Annotated in this window: 11 protein-coding genes; 4 read left to right on the top strand and 7 right to left on the bottom strand. The window is 41.7% G+C overall.

Features of this window, described 5'->3' with window-relative positions; all coding sequences use genetic code 11:
* Positions 1–10 precede the first annotated feature (10 nt).
* Positions 11–730: an aspartate/glutamate racemase family protein gene (locus CXF62_RS13760; RefSeq protein ID WP_102094824.1), complete on the bottom strand. Its 720-nt coding sequence runs from the start codon at positions 728–730 to the stop codon at positions 11–13.
* Between the two features lie 340 nt (positions 731–1,070).
* Here CXF62_RS13760 and CXF62_RS13765 point away from each other — a divergent pair, with 340 nt between their 5' ends.
* From CXF62_RS13765 to CXF62_RS13775, 3 genes are all read left to right on the top strand, one after another.
* Positions 1,071–1,325, top strand: a complete 255-nt coding sequence (locus CXF62_RS13765; RefSeq protein ID WP_102094825.1) for a DUF2798 domain-containing protein — start codon at positions 1,071–1,073, stop codon at positions 1,323–1,325.
* A 402-nt stretch (positions 1,326–1,727) separates the two neighbouring features.
* Positions 1,728–2,705, top strand: coding sequence for a zinc-binding dehydrogenase (locus CXF62_RS13770; protein ID WP_102094826.1), 978 nt, complete (start codon positions 1,728–1,730; stop codon positions 2,703–2,705).
* Between the two features lie 192 nt (positions 2,706–2,897).
* A complete protein-coding gene (locus tag CXF62_RS13775) occupies positions 2,898–3,902 on the top strand; it encodes a YhdH/YhfP family quinone oxidoreductase (protein WP_102094827.1) in 1,005 nt (334 codons plus the stop codon).
* A gap of 144 nt (positions 3,903–4,046) precedes the next feature.
* Here the strand turns inward: CXF62_RS13775 and CXF62_RS13780 are convergent, their stop codons facing one another.
* The 3 genes from CXF62_RS13780 to CXF62_RS13790 all read right to left on the bottom strand — a co-directional run bounded on the left by CXF62_RS13780 (position 4,047) and on the right by CXF62_RS13790 (position 8,361).
* Positions 4,047–5,093, bottom strand: a complete 1,047-nt coding sequence (locus CXF62_RS13780; protein WP_102094828.1) for an RES family NAD+ phosphorylase — start codon at positions 5,091–5,093, stop codon at positions 4,047–4,049.
* A gap of 278 nt (positions 5,094–5,371) precedes the next feature.
* Entirely contained in the window at positions 5,372–6,982 is a 1,611-nt protein-coding gene (guaA, locus tag CXF62_RS13785) for a glutamine-hydrolyzing GMP synthase (protein ID WP_102094829.1), read from the bottom strand.
* Positions 6,983–7,203: 221 nt separating this feature from the next.
* Entirely contained in the window at positions 7,204–8,361 is a 1,158-nt protein-coding gene (locus CXF62_RS13790; RefSeq protein ID WP_102094830.1) for a MalY/PatB family protein, read from the bottom strand.
* A gap of 366 nt (positions 8,362–8,727) precedes the next feature.
* On the opposite strand from CXF62_RS13790, the gene CXF62_RS13795 reads away from it, so the two are divergent.
* On the top strand, positions 8,728–9,546 hold the full coding sequence (locus CXF62_RS13795; protein ID WP_102094831.1) for a hypothetical protein: 819 nt from the start codon (positions 8,728–8,730) through the stop codon (positions 9,544–9,546).
* A gap of 235 nt (positions 9,547–9,781) precedes the next feature.
* Here the strand turns inward: CXF62_RS13795 and CXF62_RS13800 are convergent, their stop codons facing one another.
* From CXF62_RS13800 to CXF62_RS13810, 3 genes are read right to left on the bottom strand one after another with little or no spacing between them, the layout of a single operon-like run.
* Positions 9,782–11,194 (bottom strand): McrC family protein, encoded by a 1,413-nt coding sequence (locus tag CXF62_RS13800; RefSeq protein ID WP_102094832.1) that lies wholly within the window; start codon positions 11,192–11,194, stop codon positions 9,782–9,784.
* The gene (locus CXF62_RS13805) at positions 11,172–13,328 is read right to left on the bottom strand and encodes an McrB family protein (protein ID WP_102094833.1); all 2,157 of its coding nucleotides are present in this window, start codon (positions 13,326–13,328) and stop codon (positions 11,172–11,174) included. Before CXF62_RS13805 ends, CXF62_RS13800 begins: the two co-directional genes overlap by 23 nt.
* Before the next feature lie 44 nt (positions 13,329–13,372).
* Positions 13,373–14,173, bottom strand: a complete 801-nt coding sequence (locus tag CXF62_RS13810; RefSeq protein WP_102094834.1) for a crotonase/enoyl-CoA hydratase family protein — start codon at positions 14,171–14,173, stop codon at positions 13,373–13,375.
* Positions 14,174–14,208: the final 35 nt, after the last annotated feature.

Consider the following 14,208-nt stretch of genomic DNA (forward strand, 5'->3'; position numbering starts at 1 on the left):
TCAGTCCGCGCTAATCTAATAAAAAATCTACCGCCGCAGCTGCATGAATAGCTGTGGTATCAAATACAGGTATCGGGCTATCAGCCTGTTTGATAAGTAAACCAATCTCTGTGCAGCCCAAGATCACACCCTCTGCCCCTTGCGCTGCCAAATCTTTAATCACTTGACGATAATACTCTCGTGAGCTGTCTTTAAACTCACCGACACACAGCTCTTTTTTGATAATGCGGTGCACTTCTGCTCTTGCCTCATCTTCTGGTATCAATACTTGTAAACCCGCATCAATCAGACGCTGCTTATAAAAATCTTGAGTCATCGTAAACTGAGTACCAAGTAAGGCTATTTTGGTAAGATTTTGTTTTTTGATAGCACCAGTAGTCGCATCAGCGATATGAGTCAACGGCAAGTCTGTGGCGGAGCGCACGTCATCGACAAGTTTGTGCATCGTGTTAGAGGCAATCATGATTCCTTGTACGCCAGCTGCTTGTAGACGCTGAGCGCTGCTAGCCATTATCACGCCTAGCTCGTCCCATCTGCCTTGCTCCTGTAACGTATTGATCAACGCAAAATCCACACTATGAATCAACAAATCTGCTGAATGTAGTCCGCCAAGCTGTTGCTTGATACCTTCATTGATCAGACGATAATAGCTCTCGGTACTCTCCCAGCTCATACCTCCGATGATTCCTAATGTTTTTTGTTGAGACCCTCGTTGCTCTTGAACTGCCATACTATACCCCTAGTGGTTTTTGTTCTTAGTTATAGTAAGTTATCGTAGCAAAATCGACTGTTGAGAACGCGCTATTTTTAGAGATATCCGTTTTAGAAATAATCTCTTCAAAAAGCTTTAAAATGCTGCCTTAAAGACAATAATCATATTAATAACATATCGCAAACCCTACCATTGATAATAACGATTTTACCCGTTTGACCTCACGGAGTATGATGAACACTGGTAGCCAATACCTTATCCATTTATTATGCCTGCTCACCACCTAACTATTAACTTACAACGTATGCCCGCATCATAGGCTGGGCATAGCTAACACTATGTAGGACAACCGAATACTATGACCAACTTCCCCACTATCAGAATACGTACGCGCCGCAAATATTACCGCCTTATATTTACAGGTCTAATGGCGATGATGATGTCACTGATTATCTCGTCAGCGCTATTATTAGTAAAAGTAGGCTACGTTGATGGCTTTTTTACAGAATTGATGCATTCTTGGGGACTGGCCTTTATTTTTGCGTGGCCAAGTGCGTACATCTGCGCCTATCTAGTACAAGAGCATGTACTGAGCAGGATAGAGTTTTATTAAACAGTATCGATAGCTATCATAATTCTGAGTCATCGTCGTTATAAGATAGTTTAGATATAGGGCAAGCAAGTCAAGGTTCTATAGAGAATAGACTGAACTAGCCTAATGCCGTACTCCATATATATGCGATTGACTATCTAACGCTAGAGAATATGACCGATGTAAGCCAAGCTTTCTATAACAAAATTCCGTTAGCGCAAATGTATCCAATTCCTAGACGACCAGTCTATTTTTAAGTATAGTGTCTTTGTTAGTCGATAACCTCTAAGCATCATTATCATGGTATCGTTTCTACTAGAAGAAAAAATACATCGATGAGTGATCTCAATGACATGATGTTTATAGTCGGTTATTCATACACTTATACGTAAATTAAATCATAAATATATAAAGGAAATCATCATGCGTAGTGCTATTCATAACAGCTTTGGCAAACCCTCCAACGTATTAAGCGTTGGCGACAGTCCCATGCCGCAGCCTGCTGCCAACGAAGTCCGTATCAAAACCATTCTCTCCCCTATTCATAACCATGACTTGCTAACCGTAAGTGGTCAATACGGCTATAAGCCTGAGATGCCAGCCATCGGTGGTAGTGAAGCGCTAGGTATTATCGATGCCGTGGGCGATGATGTGACAGATCTAAGTGTTGGTCAACGTGTGGCTTGTGCCAGTGTGCACGAGACGTGGGCGGAGTATTTTGTCGCCCCTGCCAGCATGGTATTTAACATGCCTGATAGCATCGAAGACGAGTTGGCTGCCCAACTGATTGCGATGCCGTTATCTGCCCTAATGCTATTAGAATTCCTGGAAGTAGATAAAGGTCAATGGATTATTCATAACGCGGCAAACGGCGCTGTCGGTAAAACGCTTGCGATGCTAGCAGCAGCACGCGGTGTAAATACGATTAACCTCGTACGTAGTAAAGACGCGATAGAAGAGCTGACCTCACTCGGTATCAAAAACAATGTCGTCACCGCTGATGATGACTGGAAAGACCAAGTTCGCGCTATCATTGGTGATGACAAGATAACAGCAGCCGTCGATTCAGTCGGTGGTGAGTCGAGCAACGAGCTACTATCATTACTTGGTAGCAAAGGCACGCTGGTCTCATTTGGTATCATGTCAGGCAAGCCAATGGCACTAGACGCTGGCAGCTTGATCTTTAAGCAAGCCGTTGTAAAAGGCTTCTGGGGCAGCAAAACCAGTCAAGAAATGGATCTAGACAACAAACAACGTCTAATCGATGAGCTACTAGAACGTGCTTCGAACGGCGACCTAAAATTACCAATCGAAGCCATCTATAGTCTGGACGACATCACGACTGCCGTTTCTGGAAAAGTACAATCAAGCAAAAAAGGTAAAGTTATCCTAAAACCTTAAGTGATACTTTAACCTTGTAATGATTGTCATTAAAGGCATCATAAATATGAAAAGTCCATTTGTATTACTCGTTAGATAATACTATGGGCTTTTTTATTCTAACCATGCTGTTGTCATGATGACTCTAATGTAATTAGAGCCATCAACAATTACTCATCAACCCATATAATAAGATTTAATAAGGATATAACTATGTCAAACGATACAACCTTCAAAGCCTTAGTCGTCGAAGAAACCAGTGATGGCGAATTCAAAAAAAGCATCCAAGAGCGCAAAGTTAGTGACTTGCCAGAAAATGACTTGCTCATCGAAGTGCATTATTCATCATTAAACTTTAAAGATGCGATGTCAGCCACTGGTAATAAACGAATCACCAAACAGTACCCACATACCCCTGGTATCGACGCCGCTGGCGTGGTCGTCAGTGATAAATCAGGCACGTTTAGCGCAGGACAAGAAGTATTAGTATTCGGCTATGATCTCGGTATGGATACCGATGGCGGCCTCGGTCAGATGATATCTATACCAGCAGATTGGGCGCTACCTTGCCCAGAAATGCTGACGCTAAAAGAAGCAATGACCTATGGTACTGGCGGTCTAACCGCAGCACTAAGTGTCCAAAAGCTAGAAAAAATGGGCGCAAAACCAAGTGATGGCCCAGTCGCTGTAACTGGTGCAACAGGTGGCGTCGGTACAATCAGTATCGCTATCTTAAAGCAGCTCGGCTATGAGGTGATTGCATTCTCAGGTAAGCCAGAGCAAAGCGAACACTTAAAGGCATTAGGCGCGAGCGAAGTACGTCATCGCGATACCATCAATGAAATCGGTAACAAACCTGTCGGCCGTGAGCTATGGGCAAACGCCATTGATACTATCGGCGGCGACTATCTATCTAACTTGCTCAAACAAACCAAGGCGGGCGGCGCAGTGACGAGCTGTGGTCTAGCGGGTGGTGCTGAGTTTTCGATGTCGGTGATTCCTTTTATCACCCGCGCGGTGTCGCTATTGGGTATCGACTCGGTTTATATCCCATTGGCTGATAAAGAAGCCATCTGGAAACGTGTCGCTACCGATATGAAGCTGCCTAATCTTGAGAGCTATGGTGAAGAGATTACGTTAGAGCAAACGCCAGAATACCTAGATCGCTTTATGTCTAGCAAAGTGGTTGGGCGTTATGTGGTGAATGTGAAGGGTTAGGTTTTAAGAGTTAGCGTTATAAAGAAAAGGCAGCATCTCTTTTGAGGTGCTGCCTTTTTTTGGGAACAGGTAAATGGTTAAAACTTGTATTCGTTCACCACTATAAAATCTTCGAAAGTACTCGTTCAATAAGAATGAATAAGGTTAATTCACATCTGCTGGGCCAAAGAAGTAATCATATACAACCCTATTTAGAACTAGCTTATTTATACTTACTACTTCAACACGTTTATCTTCTATAGGTTGCCCAAAAATAGCAATGTTCGGAATTTTACCAGAGATTTCAATCTCTCTAAACTCATCTATTCTATTATCTAAACTTTGATATATAGAAGGCAATGGTAGCTTGCCTAGTCTAGCCTGTGTAAAGAAGGATGGAAAAATGATACCGTCAAAACCTTTCTCATAGGCTTCCAAACTTAGCAACCTTAAAATTTCGTAAGAATGCTTACCAGCATAGAACAACATCATTAGAGAAATATTTAAACTCTCAAACTCAGTACACTGTTCTGAAATTGATGTACTCAAATCTAACATTTTTAAGCTTTTCGCAGGTCTAACTGTAGCGACGTACAACTCATCAGTCACGCTTACTCTACATTCATGAATACAAACTTCCAAATCCTGTGAGGCATAAAACACCTTGAAATCTTTTGAATCTAGTCTGCCTTTTCCTGGGAAAGGCGAGCTATCATACTCGCCTATATTACTAGGTTCACTCGGCTCAACTCTCAATCTATAGAATACTTTTGAACTGTTAAGCTCAAAAATAGGGTATTCATTGATTATTCTCTTTATTATATACATTCTCTTATTTTCATCTTGGAGTTCTTCCAAGGGTGTAATATAACCTAGAGTCCATAATCTAGGCCCATAGTGAAAAAATCCCACACCAAGATATTTTTCAAATAGCTTTATATCTTGATTAATATCATCAGTACAAATAATGCTTGTTTCTTGATGCTCATTGAACTGGATGCGGGGTGCGCCTCCATAATCACTTTTAATGCTACTTCCCATTACGAAAAACTGATGAGCTAAATCATTTAAAATATTCTTTGTCAGTTTATAGCCCTTACTCTCATTACAACCTTTACAGCTCGTATTGCTTTTAGTACCGAGCTTCTGTGCTGAAATTTTTAAACCTTGATTAGAAAAACAACTTGAACATAGAACAAATGACTCTTTCATTTTTATACCAATAATGTCGATTATTTTTTTAATTTTACCTTATATATTAGTTAAATAAGTTGAATTAACTAGGCTAAATAAACCAAAAAAAACACCCAACCAAGTTGAGTGTTTTTTTATTGACGACAAGCTGTATATCAATTCAAAAAACTGAGTTGAAAAGCTGTTTAGATAAGTTTACGTAGTCTAAGATGGTAACAAGGCAGCCGAGCGCAGATAATACGTGTTTGTATATCTAGCGAGGTTAACGCCGTTACCGTTTAGAACACTTAAACAATTTATTCCCACTCAATCGTTGCAGGCGGCTTACTCGAAACATCATAAGTCACACGTGATACTTCAGCGATTTCATTCATAATGCGGTTCGATACTGTCTCGATCAAATCATATGGCAGATGCGCAAAGCGAGCCGTCATAAAGTCTACGGTCTCAACTGCACGTAGCGCGATTACCCATGCATAGCGGCGACCATCACCGACCACGCCGACAGATTTGATTGGTTGGAATACCGCAAAGGCTTGCGCGGTTTTGTCATACCAGCCTGAACGCTCAAGCTCCTGCATAAAGATAGCATCGGCAAGACGGAGGATATCAGCATATTCTTTTTTCACTTCGCCAAGGATTCTCACGCCTAGACCTGGCCCTGGGAACGGATGACGGTAAATCATCTTCTCTGGTAGGCCAAGCGTGATACCAAGTTTACGCACTTCATCTTTAAATAGATCGCGTAACGGCTCAACCAATTCAAACGCCAAGTCATCTGGCAAACCGCCAACGTTATGATGGCTCTTAATGACGTGTGCTTTACCTTGATGTGACTTAGCAGATTCGATCACGTCTGGGTAAATCGTACCCTGTGCTAAGAACTCAACAACTTTACCATCGCTCTGCTCGCTCACTTGACGCGCACTATCAGCGAATACGTCGATGAAGGTTTTACCAATGATTTTGCGTTTTTTCTCTGGATCAGACTCGCCTGCTAGCGCATCTAAGAACAAATCTTCGGCATCAACACGGATGACTTTTACGCCCATGTTTTCTGCAAAGATTTGCATCACTTGGTCGCCTTCATGCAGACGCAAGAGACCATTATCCACAAACACACAAGTCAGCTGATCGCCAATGGCTTTGTGCAATAGTGCTGCAACGACTGAGCTGTCCACGCCGCCCGATAGTCCGAGCAATACTTGCTTGTCACCGATTTGCTCTTTGAGCTGCGCAATACGCATATCAGCGATATTGTCTGGCGTCCACTCACCAGCACAATCGCAAATCTGATGGACAAAACGACCTAGCAGCGCTTGACCTTGTAGGGTGTGCGTCACTTCTGGGTGGAACTGTAGACCGTAGTATTGCTTGTCATCATTAGCCATAATCGCAATCGGGCAGCTTGGCGTACTAGCAATGATGTCAAAGCCTTCAGGCGCTTCGATGACTTTATCACCATGGCTCATCCAAACGTTTAGCTTGGCAGCCGCGCCGTCAGTCTTGCTGTCTTCGATACCGTCAGTCAGCTGCGAATGCCCATTTACTTCGATAGTCGCCGCACCAAACTCATGAATATCACTGGCATGAACTTGCCCGCCGAAACGATCTGCCATTGCTTGCATACCGTAGCAGATACCTAGTACTGGTACGCCTAGATCAAATACCGCGTCGTTAATACGTGGGCTATTTTCTGCGTGGACGCTCTCAGGGCCACCCGATAGGATGACGCCTTTTGCGCCAAAATCGATGATGCGCTGAGTGTCAATGTCATAAGGGAACATCTCACAAAACACCCCAGAATCGCGCACACGGCGAGCGATTAACTGGCTATATTGCGAGCCAAAATCGAGGATTAAGATGCGATCTTCTTTGATTGCAGGAGTGGCAGCAGCAGTGGTCATAAATCGATATCCATCAATAGATAAATTGGTGCCCTATTTTAACAAGTTTACGCCCTCTATTGGCTATTAGATGGTTAATTATTCGCGATTATTATTTGCGCATACCCTCAATTTGAATAATCACTCCCTAAGTAAGGATCAAAATAAGCAAAGAGTAGACAGCAAACCCAATTACGAGCAAACTATCTTCTTCTCTATTCATCAGCCATTTACTAGGTTTACTACGTAATATCACTCAAAGCTGAGTGCATACGATTTAACCCTTGTATCAATACTTCTTTAGGACAGGCCACATTTAGGCGCATCTTTAAATGCCCTTCTTTGCCATATTTAATGCCAGCGTTTAACTCAACTTTGGCGGCTCTAAGCGCATCATACAGCGCTTGATCGTCTTGGCTATATGCTGAGCAATCTACCCAAATTAGGTACGATGCTTCTGGGCGCATGATTTTAATATTATGCAAATGCTCATTTAAAAACTGCACGGTCAATTCAATATTGGCCTCGATATAATTAAGCGCCTGCTCTAGCCACTCACCGCCGTGCTCGTAAGCACTACGCATGGCTGTATACGCAAATAGGTTCAGCTCGTACTCATCATTTAACTGCTGCTGCTGACTGATTTTTTTGGTTAGTGCCTTATCTTTAGCGAATATCATAGAGCCTTTGATACCAGCGATGTTAAAGGTTTTGGTCATCGAAGTCAGGCTGACGACGTTGTGCTCATAGCCTTCTGCCAGCGTCAGATATGGCGTAAATGTATGACCAGTCAAGGTCAAATCTTGATGAATCTCGTCACTAACAATCGCCACGTTGTGCTTTTTACAAATCGCAAGTAGCGCTTCCAGCTCGTCCCTCGTCCATACACGCCCGCCAGGATTATGTGGATTGCACAGTAGATAAAGCTTAACCTCATGCTCGATGATTTTGGCTTCGATATCAGCCAAATCTAAATGATATTTACCTTCGACTTCCTTTAATGCAGAGAGCACAAGCTTGCGGCCATTTTGCTCAACCTTACTCATAAAGGGTGTATAAATAGGATCGTTGACCATTACCGCCTCGCCTACCTTGGTAAAGACATTCATCATCAGCGTTAGGCTTGGCACGACACCAGGGGAAAACAAGATATTCTGCTTCTCTAACTGCAATTCATAACGACTGCCATGCCAGTTAATAATCGAGTCGTATAAAGCATCAGTAGGCTTGGTATAACCCAAGATGCCATGCTGCATGACTTGCTCAACCGCACTTAATATCGGTGCGGCAGCCTTAAAATCCATATCCGCGACCCATAGCGCAATCGTGTCATCGGTATAGTGCCACTTAAGTGAGCCGGTATCGCGTCTGTCGATTATTTCATCAAAGTTATATTGCATTGCTACTCTTCTTATTTGGAATAATAATGGTTTGAAACGTCAAAAACACATCGCAATATGTGCACTATATTATCAATATACGCTACGCTATCTGCTCTAGTAGATTAAGGCGCATTCGATTTTTTACAAATAATTAAAGTGCTTTTAGACTTTAATTATCCATTTATCGGCTTAAATAACCGTCAAAGATATAAAGTGAACATTGTTTTAATAATGATTAAAAATTAATGCTACATTAAGGTTTCGGACTCTATCTATCATAAAGTTGTTTGTGCCAGAGTGCGCTGATGTTGCCATGATTATAATCTATCAACATCTACCCAAACTATCTAATAAGCCATCAAGGCTAACAAAAAGGAATGAAGAATGAAAATGGACTTGTTACCGAAATCAGTACTAAAGATTAGTGCCCTCACTTTTGCCATTGCTGCAACCGCTTCTTGCACTGCTATGGCAACAGGAACTGACCATCAGACTGCAAACGCAACTAGCAGCACCGCCATCACTCTTGGCAATGCTGCCACAACTAGCGGCACCAATGATACCGTTGCCATCGGTAGTCAGGCCAATGCAGGATTAAACTCAGCTACTGCGGTTGGCGGTCAAGCCAACGCTGCTGGTCTAGGCTCAACCTCTATCGGTTGGCAGTCAAAAGCCACTGCCGAACGTGCGCAAGCTTTTGGTCATCTAGCCAATGCAAGTGGTGTACGCTCTACCGCTGTCGGTGAGGCAGCTATGGCAGGTGGCAATAATGACACGGTTGCTGTCGGTAATAAAGCCAATGCAGGTCTCAACTCAGCCACTGCCGTAGGCGGTGAAGCCAATGCTGCTGGTCTAGGCTCAACGTCTATCGGCTGGCAGTCAAAAGCCACCGCTGAACGTGCACAAGCGTTTGGTCATCTAGCCAATGCAAGCGGTATGCGCTCTACCGCTGTCGGTGAAGCGGCTATGGCACAAGGCGCAACTTCGGTGGCGGTCGGTAATAAATCTATGGCAGGCGGCATGAACAGTATCGCTATCGGTAACGAGGCGAAAGCATCCAAAGACAACCAAGTCGTCCTAGGTAACGCTGGACAAGTGCAGTCGAGTACCGCAGCACAATCAGGTACGGTCAGAATCGTCACGATCGATGACAACGGCACTTTGGGTACTATGATGGTTGATTACTACAAGTCGGCTAAATAATCGTCAATCACAGCTTAGTTTCTAACGCTGGTACAGATGTAATTAGCTACACTCAATAAAATAAAAAAGACCTCGCAATTGCAAGGTCTTTTTTGGTTTGCTTGGTGGTATTTTGGAGTGCTGCGTTAGATTTTGTGGTTATCAGAGTTATTATAAAATTGGAGCTAATCCTGCCATTAGAGATTATCTCATGGCTAAAACGTACCTTAAAACTCATATTATATAGTGACGAATTTTAAATAATCATAAGTGGTTGATTACTACTCTGAATACCTGATAACTCATCAATACTCTTAACTAACTTTGCTTCATTTTCAGCAATAGCTTTTTTAAACTCTGGATAACTTGCAACATGTTGGGGAATGGATAGCTTAAATTTATGGATACTGCCACCAAAACCATTAAGCAATCCCATATTTAGCGCCAAGTCATCCTCTTCTGTAGGGGCAATATAACCTCCGATATCTGCTTTATACAAAAACAAGTATGACAGGACTTGATTAAGGTCATCTCTATCGATTTTATTATCTTTCATACGCTTATATTTAGCGTCTAAAATAATACGATTGTCTTTCACAAAGTCAGGATAACGACGGACGTTATTACCTGAAAATTTTTGAGCATAGACCTTGATACCACCTTGTCGGTTATTATTAGTGGGATGGTCATATCCGATAGGACGTAGTAGTGTGTTGAGGTACTCCTCCCATAACCACGCTCCATCAAACAAAATGCCGTGAGCCTTATCATCATTGTTAGCGTATTTCAAACCTTCATAACGTAAAATTTGCAGACAGATTTTTTGCAGGCCACTGTATTCCGTAAAGTAAGGATGTACAAAAGGCTTACGGTTAGTATTGATAATAGTATGCCGGTCACGTACATGATATGACGGAGTATGTTGGACAATCAGATTGACGAAATCAAGTGTTTCGCTGTCGCTATGCAACACATCTCTCAGATTGGGTTTTTGTTTGATAAACTCTATGGCGTGACGAATGAGCTGGGAAATTGGATTATCAAAACTATGCTCACGCACACTGTAGGCAACATTGCCTCGAAACGGCAGATTCTGTCGCAGATGGGCTTTGACATCGATAGCCCCTTTGAGACTACTGTCGTTATAGCTTTGCTTTTGATACTCTTTATACAGGCCTTGTGAGAGCGCTTTTTTAAGAAAATGAGGAAATAAATATACTAAAAAATCAAATAGGTTGGTTTGATTTCTACTGTGCTTTAAATCAAACAGGTTAATACACAATACTTTTTGCAGCATATAATGTAGAAAATAATCTTCTTCAATAGCCTCTTCTTGATTGGCTTGGTCATCACTACCTACAACAGATGCCCGAGCAAAACGGGACTGGATTTTCAACTGTGTACCTTTTACACCAATAAAGCCCATGACATTGCCTGTCTCTAAAACGGTCTGAGACTCACTAACATTTAATTCAAAGATTGGCTTACTGGCAATATCATCTTCGTTATCTTCAAAATGTGTGGGGAAAATCAATAAATTGGGGTGTGCGGTCACTAGCTCGCCAATATTTTTACTAGCGAGTAGTGATAAATCATCTATAATTTTATTAACGTTTGGCTCATTAGAGCCTAAAATTAATGAGGTATTATCCGTCGTTACGATCATCATCAAACCCTAACTGTAGATTATAGGCATCTTTTAATCCTTGAATCTGTTGCTCAGCATTAGGATAACCACGCAGATATTCAAAAAGTAGCGACTCTAAATGATATGTCCATAACTTATCAAAATCGCCATCATAGTTGGCAAGCTTTAGGAAGTAAGATGGGCCAACGTGATAAGCCGAATTCAATCCTTGCACAGATTCGATAGCCTTGTTCAAATCCATTAGGCGCTGTTCGGCTTCCTCTGCCCAATCATCAATTTGACCTTCCCACATAGATAGTCGATCTTCTGATTTAATTTCTTTCCATGCAAAACGGCGGCGCATAGCAAAATCAAAAGACTCAACGCTACGGTCGATATCATTCATTGTGCCGATAATATAGACGTTATCTGGTATATAAAAACCTTCTTTGAATACGTCTTCATCCGTTTGCAAATTGGCGTATTGAGTAGTGACTCTACCACTCTCCCCTCGATAGCCAGGGTCAATAGAGAAGAACAGCTCACCCAATACTTTAGAGATTTCAGCCCGATTAATCTCATCAAGGATAATAATGAATTTTTTATTCTGATTATCTGTATTGGTAAGGGTTAAGTCGTAGTTCTTTTTGATATATTCGCATACTGGAATCAGATAAGGCTTCCAGTTGAGCGCTTTGCCTGTTTCAAAGTAATTTTGTATCAACGATTTAGTTAATGTGATTTGTCTCTGTGTTTCACTTGATAAAACAGCTGTGATGTTTTCACGCGTGTTCACAATAATTGTGAATGGACTTCCTTGGCTAGGCGTCACTAAGTCTATAGCGCTTTCGGATATATCATCTATAAATCTTTGATAAACTTCTTCAAAATTATTTAACTGTTGATTATTTTGATATTTTCGTGCTTCTTTACAGAACTTTTTAAAGCTTCCATCTCGTAGCTCAAAACCAACTTTTCCGTCTTCATTTTGAATAGGTCGTAAGCCTTCTACAAAGTCGGTATAGTCATAAGAAGGGTGAAATTGAATAAGTTTATATTCTGCACCCCATGCCTCAGCCAACGTTTTAGCTAAATAGGTTTTACCTGTTCCAGGCGCACCTGTAAGAACAATGTTTTTGTTGGCTAGTAATAACTCGCTAATTTCTTGTAGCAAAGGATTAGTGATAGGTGGCTGATGATTTTGATTACTTGATTTTTCAGTCATATTTAATTCATTGGCGAGTTTAAAAATATTTTTATAGGCATTAAATAGATCGCCTTTTAGATCATTTATAATATTGTAGTATTCTACTAAATGCAGTTTTTGTTCATCATCTAACGCTACTATTCGACCAAATAAGTAATGCTCGTCTCTAACAGGATTTTGGAAGTCGTATTCATCCGTATTTAATGCAAAGTCTCTATTGGCAAGCTTGATCATCTCGTCACTGTCTTTCAAAGCAATGAAAGCATCTATATAAGGCTTGATATACTCTATCGGAGTCTTTTCTTCTTTGAATCTGACATACAGCGTATTAAACCCCAGTCCATAACCAATTCTATTGTCTGACAAGTAAATATGGTACTGAACTTCGGTACCAGCCCCTTCGTTAATTGCCCACTCTCTGTCTTCGCTATCATATTTGAACAGCAATTTAGAGTTAGTGATTCTTTGATTGCCTGTCAGCTCTTTTCTCGCTATAAGAAAGTCTCTTTTTAAATCACCAACGTCTTTGTTTATAAGACTGACTAAATGACCAATGCTATCTATTTTGATAGCATTGGCATTGATATAGTCGAGTTCCTTCATTGCTTCAACTAACTCGTCCCGTAGTTTCCATTCAAATAAGTTACCCGCTACCTTCTTGCCAAGCATTGTAACTAGCCAGTAGGTCTTATCTCCCTCCTCAGTAGTTATTTCAAACCTATTTAAACGCTCTTGAACAACTCTACTAAAATGTGTTACTAGAGCAGTAAGAGAGTTAGAATGTGTATGATATTTTTCTGCTAAATATTTACAGGTTGCCTTGTACTCAGGTTCTAAAAAAAAGATACTCAGTACATATTTATAGTTACTGGTCATAAAATTATCGTCAGATAATATCTCCAACCATTCATACTTAGTAACTTGCGATTTAGAATTATAATCATCACTTCTAACGACGACCTGCTCCATATTTATTCCTATAAATTAATAATTTTTTAGTATTTTTCCTAAAACTACCGCCCCTTAAACTCAGCCTCACGTCTCTCAACCATCGCTATCACACCTTCTTTCGCATCTTCTGAATGAAACAGCGGCGGCAGATAGCTATGGATATTGGCCAATGCCGTTGCTGCGCCATTACGGCTAGCATCTTGTGCTGACGACAATGCACCTCTCACACCCAAAGGCGCAGCTTTACATATCTCTTGCGCCAGCGTCAATGCTCGCTCGTACTCAGTCCCATTTGCTACTACTTCACTGACCAAATTCATCCTATCGGCCGTTTGCGCATCAAATGCTTTACCAGTGAGTAGATACGGCATGGCTTTTTGCCAGCCTGCTGCTGCGACAAACCGTACCGTCGCACCGCCAAATGGCATAATGCCTCGCTGGACTTCCATTTGAGCAAAGTTGCAGTTATCACTAGCGATGACCACATCACTATTTAGCATCAGCTCGATAGCTACCGTAAAGCAAGTACCTTTTACCGCGACGACCACGGGTTTGGTACGTAGTTTCCCGCTAATGCCCCATGGGTCGATTTGATCATCATTAAACTCAAACACGCCATCGTTTAGCTTGTCTTGTAGCTCTACCAAATCTAGCCCAGCAGTGAAGTGATCTCCATGGGCAAATATTAATGCACAGCGTAAGTTGTCGTCTTGCTCGTAGCGAGTCATGGCGTCAGACAGTTGGGCAATCATATGACTGTCAAAGGCGTTGCGTTTGTTGGCACGGTTTAGCCCGACAAGGCAAACATGGCCTTGTGTGTTATAAGTGATGCGGTTCTCTGTGGCGTTACTATCCGTAGTCATGGTTCCATCCTTGTTAAAGTAATCATTGGCATATA

Origin of the sequence: Psychrobacter sp. MES7-P7E (genome assembly GCF_002863645.1) — a bacterium.
Lineage (GTDB): Bacteria > Pseudomonadota > Gammaproteobacteria > Pseudomonadales > Moraxellaceae > Psychrobacter.